General features: G+C 56.5%; 3 protein-coding genes. All 3 read right to left on the bottom strand.

Annotated elements, in window-relative coordinates; all coding sequences use genetic code 11:
• The coding region (locus tag INT22_RS13260) for a non-ribosomal peptide synthetase (RefSeq protein WP_193068382.1) at positions 1-6,823 on the bottom strand (6,823 nt) is incomplete at its 3' end.
• Positions 6,820-16,611 carry a non-ribosomal peptide synthetase gene (locus INT22_RS13265; RefSeq protein ID WP_193068383.1) on the bottom strand — a complete coding sequence of 3,264 codons (9,792 nt, stop codon included), beginning with the start codon at positions 16,609-16,611 and terminating at the stop codon, positions 6,820-6,822. The genes INT22_RS13260 and INT22_RS13265, both read right to left, overlap by 4 nt.
• 1 nt (position 16,612) lies before the next feature.
• Positions 16,613-22,001, bottom strand: a 5,389-nt coding sequence (locus tag INT22_RS13270; RefSeq protein WP_226912715.1) for a non-ribosomal peptide synthetase, incomplete at its 5' end; no start/stop codon positions are given.

The following is a 22,001-nucleotide window of genomic DNA, read 5'->3' on the forward strand; positions in this document are numbered from 1 at the left end:
CCTGCCACAGAAAACCTGTGCGCAGTATCGGCTGCCTGGTGACCATCTGTTGCCAAGCTTCGATAAGACGGTCAACATTCAGGCCAACAACATCGACATTGAGTTGATTGATGTACAGCCCTTCTCCTTCCGCCTCGAGCGAATGGAACAGCATGCCCTCCTGAGTGGGTGACAGCGGATAGACGTCCTCAATCTCTTCCGGTGCGGGGGCGTCGATATTATCCAACTGCGCGCGATCCAGGTAATCTGCCAAGCTCTCGAGCAACGCCTCGGCATGCTCGGGCGGCGTAGCCTCGACGGGATCAGCGACCATCGCCAGCTTCGTCACGCTCTGATACTCAAAGACTTGACGAGGAGTAATCATCCAACCGGCCCGGTGTAACCTAGAGACGATCTGCAGGCTGAGAATCGAATCCCCGCCCAGCTCAAAGAAGTTGTCGTGACGGCCGACTCGTTCAACGCCCAATACTTCTGACCAAATTACCGCTAACGCTTCTTCCACCTCACCCTGAGGCGGCTCGTACTCCGAGCCACTGACCAAATCCGGTGCAGGCAAGGCCTTGCGCTCCACCTTCCCATTAGCATTCAGCGGCAGCTCATCGAGGGTGACCACAACGCTCGGCACCATATAATCCGGTAGCTTTTGGCCCAGCGCTTCACGTAGTGAGCTGGTGTCGAGTTCACTGTCGGCTTGGGAAACCACATAGGCCACCAACCTGGAACCATTGGGGCCTTCTTGAGCGACCACTACTGCCTCGCGAACTTCCGGCTGAGTTAATAGTTCGGCTTCGATCTCACCCAATTCGATACGCAGGCCGCGGATCTTCACCTGGTGATCAAGGCGGCCCAGATACTCGAGCTGGCCATCTTCCCGCCAACGCACCAGATCGCCGGTGCGATAGAGGCGTTCTCCCTGCGCAAATGGATCCGCAACGAATCGTTCCGCCGTTAAGCCTTGGCGATTAAAATAACCCCGCGCCAAGCCCACGCCGCCGAGGTAGAGTTCACCCGAGATCCCGGGCGGCGCCAAGTTAAGATCGCCATCCAGTACGTAGGTACGGATACCAGCGATCGGTTGGCCGATAGCTACGTGGTTGCGCCCATCGTTTTGGCAAGTCCAGTGGGTAACATCAATGGCCGCTTCAGTGGGGCCGTAGAGGTTGTAGAGTGCCGTGTGAGGCAGGCGGGCAAATACCTGATTTTGCAGCTCCGCTGGGAGCGCTTCTCCGCTGCATACCAGACGCGTCAGGCTGGTGCAGGTCTCTACCTCGCCATGGGCCAGGAAGGCCTGCAGCATTGAAGGTACGAAATGTAGCGTGGTGATCCCATGAGTACGGATCAATTTGACCAGTTGGGCTGGTTCGCGGTGAGCGCCTGGTGGCGCCATCACCAGTCGGGCGCCCTGCATTAGCGGCCAGAAGAATTCCCATACAGAAACATCAAAGCTGAAGGGCGTTTTCTGTAGCACCGCATCGTCGGCCGTTAAGCCATAGGCCTCTTGCATCCACTGTAGACGATTAGTCAGTGCATGGTGACGGTTAGCCGCGCCCTTGGGTCGCCCAGTAGAACCCGAGGTGTAAATGACATAGGCAAGATATTCACCGTGCAGCGCCACCGCCGGATTAGTCGAGCCATGATGCGTGACGTCCAGTCGATCCAATTCAATAACGTTCAGCCCATCAACTACCGGCAACGACTTGCGCAGGTGTTGCTGAGTAAGCAGCAGCTCGAGGCCGCTGTCTTCGACCATATAGGCCAGACGCTCGGTGGGGTAATCCGGATCCAGCGGCACGTAGGCGCCCCCCGCTTTAAGTATCGCCAGCAACCCCACCGCCATCTCGATGGAGCGCTCCATGGCGATACCCACTCGGGTTTCGGGTTTGACGCCTAGCCCGATCAGATAGTGGGCCCAGCGATTGGCGCAAGCGTTGAGTTCAGCGTAGCTGAGTGACTGCTCTTCAAATACTAGTGCCATGGTCTCTGGGGTTGCAGCAGCCTGCTGCTCAATCAACTGATGGATTGGTTGGGCATTGAGATGCTGGTATGAGTTCACCCCCCACTCTCTCAACAGCTGTTGCTCGTTCTTTCCTAGCAGGCTAATCTCACTGATCGCTTGCTTAGATGCATTTTGCAAGCTATCCACGATGCCATCCACAGCAGCTCTCATATAAGCACAGAGCCGCTGCCCACCAATCGTGCGGTTTACCTGCCCTACCAGTTGGAAGCCATCTCCCAGATCATCTACCGCCATAGTGATTGGGTAGTTGGTGCGCTCCTGGCCGCCTAGAGTCTCCATCCCCTCCCAAGTAGGAGCGACACTCTCGCCCCGTTGAGGCGCAGCCTGGCGGTAGTTCAGCAAGCTCGAGAACAACGGAGCGCCGCCAGGTAAGCCACTGCAACGCTGCGCTAGGCCAAGACTGGCATGTTCATGGTGCAGTAGTTCAGAGAGAGCATCATGAGTTTGCCGTAAGCATTCATCGACAACTTGGGCACCCAGTGTAATGCGCAACGGCAGCGTATTAATAAATACCCCTAGCGCTCGCTCAGCGCCTTCGATGCCTTGCATACGTCCGGAAAGCACCGTGCCAAACACCACATCGTCCTTGCCGGTAGCTTTGCCAATTACCAGCGACCAGGCGAGATGGAAGAAAGCCGCTGCGCTGACGCCGTGGAGCCGAGCTTGATGACGGATCGCCGCCGCTAGCTCTCCGTCAATCACAAGGCGATGCTCGTCGATATCGTCACCGTTCCCCATAACGTCGTTGAGACCGAAGGGCAGCGTACCCTCGTCAAGATCGCCAAAGCGACGGTGGAAGTAAGCCTGGTGTTCGCTATCAGACACACCCAAGCGAGCCTGAGCGATGAAATTGCGGAATGGCAAGGGCTCGGGCAGCTCCGCAAAACGCCCTTGCTCAATCAGCGCGATCTCTTTGACGGCCTGCTTGACTGTCATGTTGTCATCGATTAAGTGGTGGATAAGTAACTGCAGTAGGCACCCGCCATCAGTCGTGTCCTCGATAGCCACGGCTCGCATCAAGGGCGCCTGGCGCACATCGATCCGGCAACGACCAGGATCGGCGGCGTGACGCAACCGTTCCAAGGTAGACAGCATTAAGTCTTCAGTGTCGTCGCTGCTCTTCTCGAGCCACTCCACCACCAGCGGTGCTTGGCGGAGAACAACCTGTACCCGTTCGTCGAGCCCTTCCCAGAAAAAAGCAGTGCGCAGGATGTCGTGACGCGCCATGACTTGGTTAAAACCATTGATGAAACTCGCCATGCGGGCGCGGTCGTCGAAACGCATGGTGTATGAAGTGATGTAAGCGTCACGCCCGGCGTGCAGCAGATGATGAAAGAGGATGCCCTCCTGTAGCGGCGCCAGAGGATAAATATCCTGAATGTTGGCGCCACCACCCGGCACCGTCGATTCAATGCGCGCGATCGATTCCCGGTCGAGCGATACTAGGGGGAGCATCCAGGGCTCGATGGTATCGCAGTGCTCAGGAATTAGGTTGGGCGGAACCTCCACCTTACGGAGGTTGTTCGCCTCTTCTAGCACTTGCGCGAAATCGCTTAGACGCGGATGTTCGAATAACTCACGGATGGCGATGTCCCGGCCACGTTCACGCAATCGCGCAATCAGCCGCAGCGCGAGCAACGAATGCCCACCTAACTCGAAGAAATTATCGTGGCGGCCGACCCGCTCGATTTCTAGCACCTCACACCAGAGCGCTGCCAGACTGACTTCCCACTCGCCGCATGGTGCCTCGAACTCGCCATTCCCGGTGCCAATGTCGGGATCGGGCAGCGCAGCACGATCAAGCTTTCCATTGGCGGTTAACGGCAGGGCGTCCATGGCTACCAACGCGCTGGGTATCATGTGGGCGGGGAGATGGTGGCTCAGCCGTTTGCGCAGTACCTGAGTGTCAAATTCAGTCACGGCCGCGACCATATACCCAACCAGCCGGTCACCTCCTGGCCCTGAACACGCCACGACCACAGCATCGCGAATTTCCGGCTGAGCCAACAGGCAGGCCTCGATTTCGCCGAGCTCGATGCGGAAGCCGCGGATCTTGACTTGCTGGTCACCACGCCCCAGATACTCGAGCTGGCCGTCATCACGACAGCGCCCTAGGTCGCCAGTGCGGTATAATCGACCACCTTCGCTATCGAAAGGGTTGGCAACAAAGCGTTCGGCACTCAACCCGGCGCGCTTGAGATAGCCACGGGCAAGTCCTGCGCCCGATACGTAGAGCTCGCCGACAACGCCAATCGGCACCCGATTAAGGTCGTGATCCAGCACTTCGATACCGAGGTCGGGGATGGCGACTCCGACCGGGCTGCGCTGCCCTTGCAGATCCGCCGCAGTGATCGGGCGATAGGTAACGTGAACCGTCGTTTCGGTGATACCATACATATTGATAAGGCGCGGATGCTTATCGCCGAAGCACTCGATCCATGGCCGCAACATTGCTGGCTCCAGGGCTTCGCCGCCGAAGATGACAAACCTCAGAGCGAGATCCTTGCGTGTTTGGATACCGGGTACGTTGATTAATTGACGGAAGGCTGATGGCGTTTGGTTGAGTACCGTCACTTGTTCCCGGCATAGCAGCTCGAGGAATTCTTCGGGGGAGCGGCTGACCCAGAACGGCACCACGACCAACTTGCCGCCCGTGCAAAGGGCACCGAATATCTCCCATACCGAGAAGTCGAAGGCATAGGAATGAAACAGTGTCCAGGTGTCTTGCCCGGAAAAATCGAACCACCTCGCCGTAGCATCAAGTAATCGCGTCACATTGGCGTGACACAGCTGCACACCTTTAGGCTGGCCGGTAGAGCCTGAGGTATAAATGACATAGGCGAGGTTGTCACCACTCAGTACTAACCTAGGGTTGTGCGCTGGTCGCTCTGTAACGTCCAGGCTATCTAATGCGATAGCAGTTAACTCTTCGCGCTGTGGGAGCTTCGTCGTTAGTCCCGATTGGGTCAGCAGCAGCTCAATGCCGCTGTCTTCGATCATATAAGCGAGCCGCTCGGTGGGGTAATCCGGATCCAGCGGCACATAGGCGCCACCCGCCTTGAGAGTAGCCAGTAGCCCCACCACCATCTCGATGGAACGCTCCATGGCGATGCCCACCCGGGTTTCGGGTTTTACGCCTAGATCAATCAGATAGTGGGCCAAGCAATTGGCGCGGGCATTGAGTTCGGAGTAGCTAAGTGACTGATCTTCGAATACTAACGCGGTCTTCTCAGGGGCCGCCGCAGCTTGGCGCTCAATCAAATGGTGGATAGGCGAAGCATCGGGATACTGTTGAGAGCTTTCCCCCCATTTCTGCAATTGAAGGTGCTCGTCTTTATCAAGCAGCTCAATATCGCTCAATGCACTCTCTGGCATCTCAGCCAATGCCTTTAGGATGGCGGCATAGTGCTGTGCTAAACGCTCTATAGTGGCTGGTTCGAACAGTTCCTCAGCGTAAACAAAGCTTGCCTCCAGGCAACCATTCTTGCGCTCTACCACATCAAGAGTCAGCTCAAACTGCGCCTCCTTCTTCTCTAGTGGCCAACTGCCCAGTTCCAACCCTGGTAGCGTCTGCAGTGCGCCATGATCCTGGCGTTGGTGATTGAACATCACCTGGAACAGTGGTGTGTGACTCAGGCTGCGCTCAGGCTGCAGTGCCTCCACTAACTGTTCGAAGGGTAGATCCTGATATTCCTGCGCCCCCAGTGCTGTACGCTTGCCTTGTTCCAGTGCCTCGGCCAAGCTCTGGCGACCATTCAACTGGTTGCGCAATACCTGGGTATTAACGAAAAAGCCCACCACTCCCTGGGTTTCCGTTCGGTGACGGTTGGCGATCGGTACACCGACCCGAATATCTTCCTGCCCGGTATAGCGATACAGCAGCGCTTGGAAACCTGTCAGTAGCGTAATGAACAGGGTGGCACCCTGCGCCTGGGTTAGCTGGCGGAGCCCGTTAATCAGTGATTCCGGGAGCACTATTTGGTGGCGCGCAGCGTGATAATGTCCATCGTTGCGACGCGGTCGATCAGTTGGCAGTTGCAGTACCGGATGTTCGTCACCCAGTTCCGCCTGCCAGTAGGCGAGTTGGCGCTCCTTCTCGCCCGCCTCCATCCATTGGCGCTGCCATAGCGCATAATCAGCGTACTGAATCGGCAAGGCTGGTGGCTGCCAGGCCTCTCCTGTCACTCTAGAAGCGTAATCTGCGGAAAACTCGTTGATGATCAACTGCATCGACCAGCCATCAGAGACGATGTGATGCATGACCACGACCAGAAGGTGCTTCTCTTCTGCTAAGCGTAGTAGCCCCACCCGTAACAGCGGCCCCTGTTCTAGATCGAAAGGGTCATTGCAAAGCCGATCAATCTGATTGTCTATCGCTGCTTTTCGCTCTCCCTTGGGCATATGAACTAGATCAACTTCGTGCAATACGAAGTTGATCTCGGCCTGCAGCACTTGCATTGCACCACCCTCGCCATCGTCACGGAACACCGTGCGTAATACCTCATGACGAGATATCAAAGCTGCGAAGCTACTCCGCAGTGCCTCAGGATCCAGCGAGCCATTGAGAGTCAGAGCACCAGTAATATGATAGGCGCTACTTTGAGGATCAAGACGCCAAAGAAACCACTGGCGAAGTTGGGCATAGGAGGCTGAGCAAATGTTCTGTTGCGATTCAGGGCGGCCAAGAATAGGAAACTGACCGATGCCCAACCCTTGAGTACGAATTTTGTCGTAAACCACGCGGCGTTGTTCGACTGACAATCCGGTAAAACGCTCCGCAATACGACGGGTATCGATGTGACTCATTGAACGGTATCCATGCTGTCGATGAAGGAATCAATGTCGGAGAGCGACTGCTCAAAGGAGGATTCACTGTTTAGTGCAGCAATACATTTTGCTAAGTCGCGAAGTAGTGGGTGTTTAAACACTTCAGAGATTTTGAGCTCAACTTGCATGTCAGCTTGAACGCGAGCCACCATCTGCACAGCAAGTAGCGAATGCCCTCCCAGCTCAAAGAAGTTGTCATGACGGCCCACACGTTCGACGCCAATTACCTCTGACCAGATTTCCGCCAGCGCTTTTTCCACCTCTCCCTGAGGCGGCTCATAGTGCGTGTCACTGGCCAAATCCGGCTCGGGCAACGCCTTGCGGTCTACCTTGCCGTTGGCATTCAGCGGCAGTGCTTCGAGCATAACCACGACGCCCGGCACCATATAGTCTGCCAGTCGTTGCCCCAGCACCTCACGTAGTGAGGTGCTATCGAGTTCACTGCCAGCCTGGGGAACCACATAGGCCACCAGTCTCGAACCAGTGGAGCCTTCTTGCGCTACCACTACCACCTCGTGAACTGTCGGCTGAGAGAGTAGTTCGGCTTCGATCTCGCCTAGTTCAATACGCAGGCCGCGGATCTTCACCTGGTGATCGAGGCGGCCCAGATACTCAAGCTGGCCATCCTCACGCCAGCGCACCAGGTCCCCCGTACGGTAAAGGCGCTCGCCCTCCGTGAACGGATCAGCGACAAAACGCTCCGCTGTGAGATCACTGCGACTGAGGTAGCCACGGGCCAGGCTTACACCACCGATATAGAGCTCTCCCGCGACACCCTGGGGTACCAAATTGAGATCACCATCCAGGACGTAGGTGCGGGTACCGCTAATGGGTCGCCCAATGGGGATCTGGCGGTGAACGTCGTCACGGCACCACCAGTGAGTGACATGAATGGTGGTTTCAGTGGGGCCATAGAGATCGTGCAGGTGTGCACCATCAAGACACTCCGCCACATCCTGCTGCAGTGTGGCTGGAACGGCCTCGCCGCCGCACATAATATGCTTGAGCCGCGTCTTGGCTCTAACATCAGGATAAGCCAGGAAGGCCTTGAGCATGGAGGGCACAAAGTTAAGCGTGGTGACGTCGTGCCGCTGAATCAGCTCGATAATGCGCTCGGGATCGCGATGGTCGCCCGGCTGAGCGATCACCAAACGTGCCCCAACACTCAGCGGCCAGAAAATTTCCCATACCGAGACGTCGAACCCGAACGGCGCCTTATGCAGTACGGCATCGGTATCGGTGAGTTGATAGGTCTCCTGCATCCAGACCATACAGTTGGTCAAGGCATCATGGCGGATGGCTGCGCCCTTAGGACGCCCGGTAGAGCCTGAGGTATAAATCACATAGGCAAGATGCTCGCCGTGCAGCGCCACCGCTGGATTGGTAGCAGCGTGATGTGCCACGTCCAGCTGATCCAATTCAACAATGCTTAGGCCATCAGCTACCGGCAATGACTCGCGTAAGTGGTGCTGAGTCAGCAGCAGCTCGATGCCACTATCTTCGGCGATGAAGGCCAGCCGCTCTGAAGGATACTCGGGATCCAGCGGCACATAGGCGCCCCCCGCCTTGAGAGTAGCCAGCAGCCCCACCACCATTTCGATGGAGCGTTCTATGGCAATACCCACCCGGGTCTCGGGCTTTACGCCTAGTCCGATCAGATAGTGGGCCAATTGGTTGGCTCGGGTATTGAGTTCGGCGTAGCTGAGCGACTGATCTTCAAATACTAGCGCCGTAGCCGCTGGGATTGCCGCGGCCTGGCGCTCGATCAGTTGATGAACTGGCTTAGCATCGGGATGCTTGTGGGAGTTCACCCCCCACTCGCTCAACAGCTGTTGCTCGTTCTCCCCTAACAGGCTAATCTCGCTTAGCGACTGCTGCGGCGCATTTTGTAGGCTTGCTACGATGCCGGACACAGCCGATTGCATGTAATCACATAATCGCTGAGCGCCTATCAAACGGCTCACCTGCCCTACTAGCTGGAAGCCCTCTCCGAGATCATTTACCGCCATACCAATTGGGTAATTGGTACGCTCCTGGCCACCCAGTACTTCCATTCCCTCCCAGACATGATTGGAACTACCGTCGTGCTTAGGTGCGCTATAGCGATAGTTCAGAAGACTGGTAAATAGCGGCATGCCACTAGGCAGCCCACTACAGCGCTGCGCAAGACCAAGGCTAGCATGCTCGTGATGCATTAACTCAGATAATGCATCGTGAGTACGCCGCAAGCTCTTATCGATACTTTGAGAGCCCATCTTGATACGCAAAGGGAGCGTATTGATAAACATACCCAGAGCCCGCCCGGCACCCTCGATGCCCTGCATACGGCCAAACAGCACGGTGCCGAATACCACATCATCTCGCCCGGAGGTTTTACTCAGCACCTGCGCCCAGGCCAGATGGAACAGGCTGGCCGTACTCACGCCACAACGCTGGGCCTGTTGCCGCACCTGCTGGGCCAGTTCCGTGTCCAGAGGAACGCGCACTTCTTCGATATCGTTGCCATCACCGCGAACGTCTAGTAGTCCGAAGGGCGCGGTCGATTCTTCAATATCGCCCAACTGTTCACGGAAGAAGGCCTCATGCTCTTCCAGGCTTACCCCTAGCCGGGCCTGCGCCACGAAGTTGCGGAATGGGGTCGGCTTGGGCAGTTCGTCCTCGCGTCCTTGCTGGACTAGGGCAATTTCTTCCACCAGTAGCTCGAGAGTCGTGTGATCCATGACCAAGTGATGGCTGGGCAGTTGCAGCAACCAGTGTCCAACCTCGGCATCGTGAGCAGCTACCGCACGCAGCATAGGCGCTCGGCGCACATTAAGGCGATGGTGTTCAGGATCCACCTCGGCTTTCAGTTGTTCGGCAACGCTTTGTGATGAGGCGCCATTCACGTTTAGCCACTCGAGGGCTAATTCGGCATGCCGGTATACCACCTGCACCGGCTCACGCAGATTTTCCCACAGCACAGCAGTGCGAAGGATGTCATGGCGGGCAATCAGTTGGTTAAAACCGGCAATAAAGGCTGCCAACCGATCCCGGTGATCAAAACCAAGTAAGTGTTGAGTTACATAGGCATCTCCTTCCTGCTGCAGTCGATGATGGAAAAGGATCCCCTCCTGCAGCGGTGCCAGCGGGTAGATATCCTGGATATTACCGGCACCGTCAGGCACTGCCGCTTCGATCGCACGGATCTCTTCAACATTGAGTTCAATCAAAGATAGCATCTCTGGCTGGATCGCCGAGCAACCATCTGGAATACTGTTGGGCGGGATGATGATTTCCTGCCGCTCTGATGTCTGGGTCAATGCCTGAGCAAAGGCCGCTAGTTCCGGGCATTGGAACAGCATGCGCACCTGCGCCGTCAGGCCTTGATGCCGCATTTGCTCCAACACCTTCAGAGCCAATAACGAATGGCCACCCAATTCAAAGAAATTGTCGTTGCGCCCCACCTGTTCCACACCCAGCACGTCAGACCAGATTGTCGCCAGCGCTTCTTCTACTTCTCCCTGGGGCGACTCATACTGCGAGTCACTGGCCAAATCCGGAGCGGGCAAGGCCTTGCGGTCTACCTTGCCGTTGGCACTTAGCGGCAGTGCCTCAAGCGTAACCATGACGCCTGGCACCATGTAGTCCGGCAATCGTTGCCCCAGCACTTCACGTAGTGAACTGGTGTCGAGCTCACTATCGTCTTGGGGAACCACATAAGCCACTAACCTAGAACCACCGGGGCCTTCTTGAGCGACCACTACTGACTCGCGAACCTCCGGCTGAGAGAGTAGCTCGGCTTCAATCTCGCCAAGCTCGATACGCAGGCCGCGGATCTTCACTTGGTGGTCGAGGCGGCCTAGGTACTCAAGCTGACCGTCGTCGCGCCAGCGCACCAAATCGCCTGTACGGTAGAGGCGCTCGCCCTGCGCAAATGGATCAGCGATAAAACGTTCTGCAGTAAGGTCTTGGCGGTGCAGGTAGCCCCGAGCTAAGCCCACGCCACCAAGATAAAGCTCACCCGCAACCCCGGGCGGCGCCAAGTTAAGGTCTCCATCCAGTACGTAGGTGCGGATACCGGCAATTGGCTGGCCAATAGCGACTTGGCTGAGCCCATCGTCTTGGCAAGTCCAGTGGGTAACGTCGATAGCCGCTTCGGTGGGGCCGTAGAGGTTGTAGAGCGCCGCATGAGGCAAGCGGGCAAATAACTGATTCTGCGACTCCGCTGGCAACGCTTCGCCGCTGCATACCAGACGTGTCAGGCTGGTGCAGGCTTCTACCTCGCCATGGGCCAGGAAGGCCTGCAGCATTGAAGGTACGAAATGTAGCGTGGTGATCCCGTGGGTACGGATCAATTCGACCAGTTGGACTGGCTCGCGGTGAGCACCTGGTGGTGCCATCACCAGTCGGGCGCCCTGCATTAGCGGCCAGAAGAATTCCCATACAGAAACATCAAAGCTGAAGGGCGTTTTCTGTAGCACCGCATCGTCAGCTGTTAGGCCATAGGCATCCTGCATCCACTGTAGGCGATTGGTCAGTGCATAGTGACGGTTGGCCGCGCCCTTGGGTCTCCCGGTAGAACCCGAGGTGTAAATCACATAAGCAAGATGTTCACCGTGCAGTTCTACTTCTGGATTGGTTGACGCATGATGTGTCACATCCAACTGATCCAGCGCAATGACGCTCAGGCTTGCAGCTACTGGTAACGACTCGCGAAGTTGTTGCTGGGTGAGCAGCAGCTCGATGCCACTGTCTTCGACCATATAGGCCAGCCGATCGCTCGGATAATCTGGATCTAGCGGTACATAAGCGCCACCCGCCTTAAGAATCCCCAGCAACCCCACCACCATCTCAATGGAGCGCTCAACAGCGATACCCACTCGAGTTTCGGGTTGCACGCCTCGGCCAATTAAGTAGTGAGCCAAGCGATTGGCACGGGTGTTGAGTTCGGCGTAGTTAAGCGACTGATCTTCAAATACTAGTGCCGTGGCCTCTGGGGTTGCCGCTGCTTGCCCCTCAATTAAGTGATGAATTAGAGAAGTGCCTGAATACTGTTGAGTATTCTCTCCCCACTCGCTCAACAGCTGCTGTTCGCCGGCTCTGAGCAGGTTGATCTCACTTAATGGTTGCTGAGGCGCTGCTCGTAGATTGTCTACAATACCTGCAATGGCTGAGTTCAAGTAATCACACAGCCGCTGTGCACCAATCATTCGACTAACCTGTCCTACCAGTTGGAAGCCATTACCCAGATCGTCCACCGACATAGTGATCGGGTAGTTGGTACGCTCCTGAACCTCCAACAATTCCATACCTTCCCAAGTATGAACAGGGGTTTCCTCTTGTTGAGCCGCGCTATACCGATAATTCAGCAAGCTCGTGAATAGCGGTATTTCCCCCGTCAAGCCACTACTGCGCTGTGCTAACCCGAGGCTGGCATGTTCATGGTGCATTAGCTCAGACAGGGCATCGTGGGTTTGGATTAGACACTTATCTACTCCCTGGGCACCGGTTTTGATGCGCACAGGAAGCGTATTAATAAACACCCCAAGTGCCCGCTCGGCCCCTTCAGTGCCTTGCATACGACCGAACAAAACGGTGCCAAATACCACGTAGTCCTGCCCAGTGATTTTGCTTAGCACCAAGGCCCAGGCCAAGTGGAACAGGCTAGCCGTGCTGACGCCATGGCACTGCGCCTGTTGTCGCACCTGCTGGGCTAATTCTGTTTCAAGAGGAACGCGCACTTCTTCGATATCCCCACCATCGCTGCGCACGTCAAGCAACCCAAAGGGCGCTGTGGGTTCCTCTATATCGCCCAATCGCTTCTGGAAGAAGGCTTCATGCTCAGCCTGACTTACCCCCAACCACGCCTGCGCCACAAAGTTGCGGAATGGGATCGGCTTGGGCAATTCGCCCTCGCGGCCTTGCTGGATCAGGGCAATTTCTTCCACCAGTAGCTCGAGGGTGGTGTGATCCATGACCAAGTGGTGACTAGGTAGCTGCAGCAGCCAGCGGTTCTGCTCAGCATCGTGGGCAGCCAGCGCTCGAATCATAGGTGCTTGGCGCACATCGAGGCGATGGTAGTCAGGATCCACCTGGGTGTATAGCCATTCGGCCACACCGCCGGAGGCCACATCTGGCATGGTCGGCCACTCGATATCCAGCATGGCATGTCGATACACCACCTGCACCGGCTCACGGAGTTCTTCCCAGAGCACCGCAGTACGTAAAATATCGTGACGGGCAATGAGCTTATTAAAACCGGCAATAAAGGCTTCCAATCTCTCCCTGCTATCAAAGCCCAGCAGCCGAGGCGTCACATAGGCATCGCCTTTTTCCTGCAGCCGATGGTGGAAAAGAATTCCCTCCTGAAGCGGTGCCAACGGATAGATATCTTGGATGTTGGTGGCTCCACCGGGTACTGACTCTTCGATTGTACTGATCTCCTCAGCATTGAGTTCGATTAGCGTCAGCATCTCGGGCTGGAGAGCCTGGCAAGCGTGAGGAATCAGGTTCGGGGGAATAACGACTTCCTCTCGCTCTGGCTTTTGCGCAATGCACTGAGCAAATGCCGCCAGTTCCGGACATTGGAACAGGGTTCGAACCTGGGCCTTCAATCCCTGGTGCTGCATTTTTTCCAACACTTTCAGGGCTAGCAGGGAATGGCCGCCTAATTCAAAGAAGTTGTCATGGCGACCCACCTGTTCGACGCCCAGTATCTCCGACCAGATTTCCGCCAGCGCTTCTTCCACCTCGCCCTGGGGCGGCTCGTACTGCAAGCCACTGGCCAAATCCGGTGCGGGCAGTGCCTTACGGTCTACCTTACCGTTCGGGGTTAGCGGCAGCGCTTCCAGAGTGACTATCACCCCAGGCACCATATAGTCCGGTAGCTTTTGACCGAGTCGTTCGCGGAGTGTGCTAGTGTCGTGTTCGATGTCGGCCTGTGGCACTACATAAGCCACCAACCTAGATCCGCTAGGCCCCTCTTGGGCAACCACCACTACCTCGCGTAGCTCCGACAGGGCTAGCAGTTGGGCTTCAATCTCGCCTAGCTCAATACGGAAGCCGCGCACTTTGATCTGATGGTCAATCCGTCCCAAGTATTCAAGCTGACCATCCTCCCGCCAACGTACTAGATCACCCGTACGGTAGAGGCGTTCGCCCGCAATAAAGGGGTCGGCCACGAAGCGCTCCGCCGTCAGCTCTGCACGGCCCAGGTAGCCGCGCGCTAAGCCCACGCCACCTAGATACAACTCCCCCGCCACGCCTAGGGGTGCCAAGTTGAGCGCACTATCCAAAACGTACAACTGCGTCGCCGCAATCGCCCTTCCCAGGAAAGCTTGGCTGCCATTCACTCGGTCTGTCGCTGACCAAATCGTGGTCTCAGTGGGGCCGTACATGTTCCACAATTCGACTCCTTGAGTTTGCAGTTCCTCAGCCAAATCAGGCGGCAAAGCCTCACCGCCACATAGCCCCTTAAAGCCTTCCGCCAGCGGAGCCGTCGCCCATGGCCAACCTGATGAGCGTAGCAACCGCCAGCCGGAGGGTGTCGCCTGCAAAACCGTCGCTTTTTCCTGATTGAGTAATTCACCCAAGGCCTTGCCATCTCGAGTCGTCTCGCGGCTCGCCAACACTACCCTTGCTCCGCTGATCAATGGCAGATACAGCTCCAGGGCGGCAATATCGAACGATAGTGAGGTCACCGCCACCAGGATATCGTCTGGGCTTAGGCCTGGGGTTTCCTGCATGCTTAATAAGAAATGGCTAAGCGCATGATGGCGCACCATCACTCCCTTGGGCCGACCAGTAGAGCCCGAGGTGTAGATGACATAGGCGAGATGTTCACCGTGCAGTGCCACCTCCGGGTTGGTTGACGCATGATGAGTCACATCCAAGCGATCCAGTTCAATAACGTTTAGCCCATCGGGCATCGGCAAGGTATCACGCAGATGTTGCTGGGTAAGCAGCAGTTCAATGCCGCTATCTTCGACCATATAGGCCAACCGCTCGGCAGGGTAATTCGGATCCAACGGTACGTAAGCACCACCTGCCTTGAGAATCGCCAGCAGCCCCACCACCATCTCGATGGAACGCTCCATGGCGATACCCACTCGAGTTTCGGGCTGGACTCCCAAGTCGATTAGATAGTGTGCTAAACGATTGGCACGAGTGTTAAGCTCGGCGTAGTTGAGTGACTGATCTTCGAATGCTAACGCCTTGGAAGTGGGGTTCACCGCTGCTTGGCGTTCGATCAGATGGTGAGTCGGTAGGGCATCAGGGTAGCATTGGGAGTTTACTCCCCATTCCTGTAATTTTAGCTGTTCATCCTTATCTAGCAGTTCCACATCGCCAAGCGCTCGTTCCGGCATATCTGCCAGTGCCTCTAGAATGGCGGCATAGTGCTGCGCTAGGCGCTCAATGGTCGTTGAGTTGAACAGCTGTTCTGCATAAACGAAACTTGCCTCCAAGCAGCCATTCGCGCGCTCTACCACATTTAGCATCAGCTCAAACTGCGCTACCCCCTCCTCTAATGGCCAAGCGCTCAGCTCCAGTCCTGGTAACGCCTGAAGCGCGTCATAATCTTGCTGCTGGTAGTTAAACATCACTTGGAACAGCGGCGTGTGACTTAGACTACGCTCCGGCTGCAGCGCTTCCACTAACTGTTCGAAAGGGAGATCCTGATGTTCTTGAGCACCCAGCGCCGCAAGCTTACTCTGTTCCAGTGCCTCGTCCAGACTTAAGCGGCTATTTAACTGGTTGCGCAATACCTGAGTATTAACGAAGAAGCCCACCACCCTTTGAGTTTCCGTACGGTGACGATTGGCAATCGGTACACCGACCCGAATATCTTCCTGCCCAGTATAGCGATACAACAATGCCTGGAAGCCCGTTAGAAGTGTCATAAACAGGGTGACACCTTGAGCCTGGGTCTGCTGACGGAGCCCTCTAACCAGTGATTGAGGAAGTATCATTTTGTAGCGCGCAGCGTGATAATTTCCATCGCTACGTCGCGAGTGATCGGTCGGCAGCTGCAATACCGGGTGCTCGTCTCCCAGCTCCGCCTGCCAATAGGCGAGTTGGCGCTCTTTCTCACCCGCCTCCATCCATTGACGCTGCCAGAGTGCATAATCGGCATACCGAATTGGCAAGGTTGGCGGCTGCCACGCCTCACCCATTACCCGAGCGGAGTAGCCCGCAGCAAATTCATCAATGATCAATTGCATCGACCAACCATCGGAGACGATATGGTGCATTACCACCACCAGCAGCTGCTCTTCTTCAGCTAAACGCAATAGTCCCACCCGCAATAGTGGCCCATGCTCCAGATCGAAAGGGTCATTGCAAAGCCGCGTAACCTGACTCTCTATTACCGCTTCTCGCTCCCCCTTCGGCACATGGCTCAGGTCAATATCAGACAATGCGAAGTTATTTTCAGCCTGCACCACTTGAATTGCCTCGCCTTCACCATCGTCACGGAATACCGTGCGCAATGCCTCATGGCGCGCTACTAAAGCGGCAAAGCTCCCCCGCAATGCTTCAGAGTCAAGAGTTCCCTTAAGGGTCTGGGCACCCGTAATATGGTAGGCGCTGCTTTGGGGATCCAAGCGCCACAGAAACCACTGGCGAAGTTGGGCATAAGAGAGCCCTATGTTATCTTGATTCTTATACCTAACAATTGGCAACTTCGAAAAGTCGATATCCTGTTGCCTTAAGGCCTCAAGAAATACGCTCTGTTTGTCTCGTGGCAATTGTGCGAAGCGCTCAGCAATCGTGTGTTTATTGAGTTCCATATCAGCTCTCCATACCGTCTAATAGGGCCGCCATCTTCTCGAGCTGTGAGCCCTCTTCCTCTTTCACGCCTTCACTCCATTCCTGAATGGACTCACACATCAAGACCAAAGTGGCTTGCTCGAAATAGATGCGCAGGGGGAGTCGTATAGAGAAATGTTCTTCCACGCTGGCTTGCACCCTTAGAGCCAATAGGGAGTGCCCCCCCAACTCGAAGAAATTGTCGTGACGCCCCACTTGCTCAACACCCAGCACCTCGCTCCAAATCGCCGCTAGCGTTTCTTCCGATTTACCCTGGGGAGCCTCGTACTGTGAGCTACTGGATAAATTCGGCTCGGGCAACGCTTTGCGGTCTACTTTGCCATTGACATTCAACGGCAACGCATCAAGGGTGACCACAGCTCCTGGCACCATATAATCCGGTAGTTTTTGGCTCAGCGCTTCACGTAGTGAGCTGGTGTCGAGTTCTATGTCGGTCTGGGGAACCACATAGGCCACCAGCCAGGAACCATTGAGATCTTCCTGGGCGACCACCACCGCCTCACACACCTCCGGCTGAGATAGCAGTTGGGCTTCAATCTCCCCCAGCTCGATACGGAAGCCGCGTATTTTCACCTGATGGTCGATACGCCCCAGGTACTCAAGCTGACCGTCTTCATGCCAGCGCACTAGATCACCAGTGCGATAGAGCCGCTCTCCCGAGCCAAACGGGTCAGCAACAAAACGCATCGCTGTCAGGCTACAGCGACTCAAATAGCCTCGTGCCAAGCCTGCTCCTGATACGTAAAGCTCTCCAGGAATCCCGATGGGGACACGATTAAGCTGGCTATCTAATACATGTGCCCCAAGATCCGGGAGGGTAATTCCTATAGGACTACGCTGACCTGCCAGATCTTCAGCTGTCACACGCCGATAGGTGACGTGCACCGTGGTCTCAGTGATGCCGTACATGTTGATCAGGCGGGGATGATCATCACCGAAATGCTCAATCCAAGGGCGTAGGCTTTCCGGCTCCAAGGCTTCGCCACCGAAGATCACTACACGCAGTGCTAAGTCTTTCGTGCTATAGAGATCGGGGGTGGCCATCAACTGCCGGAAGGCAGAAGGCGTCTGGTTTAGTACTGTCACTTGTTCCCGGCATAGCAGCTCAAGGAAATCCTCCGGCGAACGGCTAACCCAGTAGGGCACCACGACAAGTTTTCCGCCCGTGCACAGTGCCCCAAACACCTCCCACACTGAGAAATCGAAAGCGTAGGAGTGGAACATTGTCCAGGCATCCTGCTCGTCGAAATTGAACCAAGGTGCGGTGGTGTCAAGCAATCGTGTCACGTTCGCATGATATAGTTGCGCCCCTTTAGGTTGCCCCGTGGAGCCCGAGGTGTAGATCACATAAGCAAGATTTTCGCCGTGTAGCGCCACGTTTGGATTGGTCGACGCATGATGAGCAACATCCAACTGATCCAGTTCAATGATATTCAGGCTTTCATCTACTGGTAACGACTCGCGAAGGTGTTGCTGGGTAAGCAGCAACTCGATGCCGCTGTCCTCGACCATATAGGCCAGCCGCTCGCTCGGATAATCCGGATCCAACGGCACATAGGCGCCACCCGCCTTGAGGATAGCTAGCAGCCCCACAACCATCTCGACGGAGCGCTCAACAGCGATGCCCACCCGCGTCTCAGGTTTTACTCCTAGACCAATCAGATAGTGGGCCAATTGGTTGGCGCGAGTATTGAATTCGGCGTAGCTGAGCGACTGATTTTCGAATACTACTGCCGTGGCCTCTGGGGTCATCTCGACACGGTGTTCGATCAGACGGTGAATCGGGTCGGTCTTGGTATAGTGCTCACCATTGACGCTCCACGCCTCAATTTGCTGACGCTCCTCATCACTTAACCACTCGATTTCCCCAACTCGTTGAGTAGCCGAATCGCTCAGTTGTTCAAGCGCTCTAACCAGATGCTGGATCAACATCTCGGCAGCAGCATCGTTTAAATGTGATCGTGAATAGCCACAGCAAAGCTCCAACGCTTCCTTATGAAAGACGACCAGCGTGACGGGATAATTGGTTTGCTCGCGGTTATCCACTTCGCCGAACGTCAGCCCACCTGGCAAATTCTGGTGTAACGCGGCATCAACGGGATAGTTCTCGAATACCACCAAGCTATCGAACAGTGCCTGGCCACCCTGCCCCGCCCAGCGTTGGATTTCGTAGAGTGGCGTATGCTCATGTTCGCGACTCACCAAGTTTTGTTCCTGCAACTGGCGCAACCACTCATCGACGCGCAGCGAGGGATCCAGTGAAACAATGACCGGCAAAGTATTGATGAAAGGGCCAATCAGTTGCTCTGCCGCCGCTAGCTCCGCAGGTCGCCCGGCCACGGTCGCGCCAAAGCAGATGCTATCTTGCCCCGTGTAACGTGCCAGCAGCAGCGACCAGGCGCCTTGCATTAAAGTATTGAGCGTTATGCGAGTCGCTTTGGCGAAATCCTCCAATCGTTGAGTGGTCGTGCTATCCAGTGACAGGGTTATCTCTTGATGCCCAGCTTGCGCTTCATGGGGTCTAGGCATGGCACTGACGAGATGCGTAGGCGTATCGAGATGCTGTAATTGGTCACGCCAGTAGGCTTCACTGGCATCAGCGTCACGGCACTGTAGCCAAGCGATGTAATCCCGATAACGCCCCTCTGTAGGTGGCAGCGCCGCCCCGGCGTAACAGCGCAATACCTCGCCCATCAGTTGTGAAGTACTCCAGCCATCCAACAGTAGATGGTGGCGCGTCCAGATAAAGCAGTGCCGGGAGCCTGCGATTTTCACCAACGCCAAGCGCATCAGCGGCGGTGCCGTCAGATCAAATGGTGCCCGTTGCTCCTCGGCCAGCCTCTCAAGCGCGCCTGACAGATCCTCTCGTTCTCGCCAATCCGCTTCGAACCACGGCAACTCGACGGTGCGTGCTACCCACTGCAGCGGCGTTCCAGCTCGCTCCAGGAAGCCGCTGCGCAATATCTCATGGCGCATGAGTACGTTTTGCCAGGCGCGCTGGAAGTGTTCGACATCCAGGTCGTCAATTTCTACCTGCAACTGGTTCAGATAGGCTGAATCTTGGCCATCGTAAAGGCTGTGGAACAGCATGCCCTGCTGCAACGAAGATAGTGGGTAGAGATCCGCCAGTTGATCGGTGGCAACAGGCAAGCCGTCAAGCTGCCCTTGACTCAGCCCCGCCAGCGGGAAGTCCGAAGGTGTTGCGCCACGAACGCCACTAGCACAGTGCTCAATCAATGCCTTTAGTTGCGCTTGGAAGCTTACTTGCAAGGCATGTATCGCTGCCTCGCTGTGAATCTCGCGACTGTAGTTCCAGTCAAAGCGCAGTTGGCCATCTTGAACCCAGGCCACCACCTCAATCCAGGTACGGCGTTCACTTTGCGGCGCGCGTGGTTGCCCGGCGCTCTCTTTGCCTAGCCGCCAGGCCCCATCGCTCTGCAGGAAGCGATCAAACTGGCCTAGATAATTGAAGGTGACCTGGGGGTAGGCACCACCGACCAGCGCGGGATCCTCTTTCAAATAGCGCAGTACGCCGTAGCCAAGTCCCTTGTCGGGCACTTGGCGAAGCTGCTCCTTGATTGCTTTTAGGCTTGTACCGGGCTCCGCATTACCTGGGGTCAGGCGCACCGGGTAGAGCGAGGTGAACCACCCCACGCTACGGCTGAGATCGACACCTTCGAATAGGTCTTCACGACCATGGCCTTCCAGTTCGATCAGTACGCTGTCCCGCTCCGCCCATTGGCACAGGGCGCTCGAAAGTGCCGTGAGCAGCAGGTCATCCACCTGGGTACGATAAGCTTTATGCACCGGCCCCAGCAGTTGCGTGGTCGCATCAATCGATAAGCTGCCGGCAAGCGACACGGTATCGGCAACGGTGTTGCTGCCATGGGGATTATGTGCCGGAAGGCTAGGCTCTGGCTCTTTGACAAGGCTCTCCCAATAGGAGCATTGCTCAGCCAACGCCTCCGATGTGGCATAGTCAGCCAGGGTGCGCTCCCACTCATCTAGCGAGGTGGTGGCTGGTGGCAGGTCGATCGCCTTTGCTGCACTTAACTGCGTGTAGGCCGCTTGCAGGTCGTCGAGTATCACGCGCCACGAGACGCCGTCTACTACTAGGTGGTGAGCTACTAGCAGTAATCGCCCACCATACTCGCCTCCCAGTTCCATCCAGATGGCACGGAACGGCCGCTCCAGGCTTAGGCTGCGCTGCGCTGCGTCGGCGGCCTGGGTGATGGCCTGCGCCGGATCTGCATGGTCGCTCAGGTCGAGGTGCTCGAAGAGATCACCAGCTAGCTTGCCATAGGCTTGTTGCCAGCTATCGCCAACGCGCTCAAAGCGCAGCCGCAAGGCACCATGGTGATCTACCGCTGCCTCAATGGCACGCCGTAGCAGTGCGGCATCGATACCACCGACCGCTTCCAGCATCAACGACTGATTCCAGTGGTGTGACTCGGCAAAGTTCTGCTCAAAGAACCAGCGCTGTACCGGCAGCAGTGCGAAGGGGGCGACCTTATCTTGTATAGCCACTTGTTTAGGTGCGGCGACCGCTATGGGCGCGGCCATCGCCGCTACGGCGGCAATAGTCTGCCCTTCCATCAATTGCTTGGGTGTTACCTTGTAGCCACGCTTGCGCGAGCGCGCGACGATCTGCAAGCTGAGGATGGAGTCACCACCCAACTCGAAGAAGTTGTCGTTACGCCCCACCGGCTCGCAGCCGATCACGTCAGCCCAGACCGCTGCCAACGCCTCCTCGGCTTCTCCTTGGGGAGCTTCAAAGGCTTTACCACTGCCGGCTTGCACTGGCTCGGGTAACGCCTTGCGATCCAGCTTGCCATTGGCGGTTAGCGGCAAGGCATCCAGCCGTACCAGAGCGCTGGGCACCATATAGTCCGGCACGTGTTCGCCAAGCTGTGCGAGTAACGCGGCGTCATCGACGTCGCTCCCGGCGTCCATAACCACGTAGGCGTACAGTTGCGCGCGACCTTCCTCGTCATCCCGTGTGACCACTTCGGCCTCAGAGACTCCTGGCTGGTCGCGCAACAGGGCAGCGATCTCGCTCGGCTCCACCCGATAACCGCGAATCTTGACCTGATCATCCACACGCCCCAGGAATTCCAGGCTACCGTCGGCCAGTTGGCGCACACGATCACCGCTGCGATAGAGCCGCTCCCCCGCATGGAAGGGACTGGCAACGAAACGTTCCGCCGTTTGCCCCAGCCGCTGTAGATAGCCTTGAGCCAGTCCTGGGCCACCCAAGTAGAGCTCACCGGCAACACCCTTCGGCACCGGATTAAGCCAGGGATCGAGCACATAGGCCCGAGCATTGGCCAGCGGTGTGCCGATCGGCAGC

The sequence above is a fragment of the Halomonas sp. 3D7M genome (assembly GCF_014897885.1).
Lineage (GTDB): Bacteria > Pseudomonadota > Gammaproteobacteria > Pseudomonadales > Halomonadaceae > Vreelandella.

Excerpts from the sequence above, each read along its gene's own strand:
- INT22_RS13265 (WP_193068383.1), bottom strand. The coding sequence starts at position 16,611 with ATGGAACTCAATAAACACACGATTGCTGAGCGCTTCGCACAATTGCCA.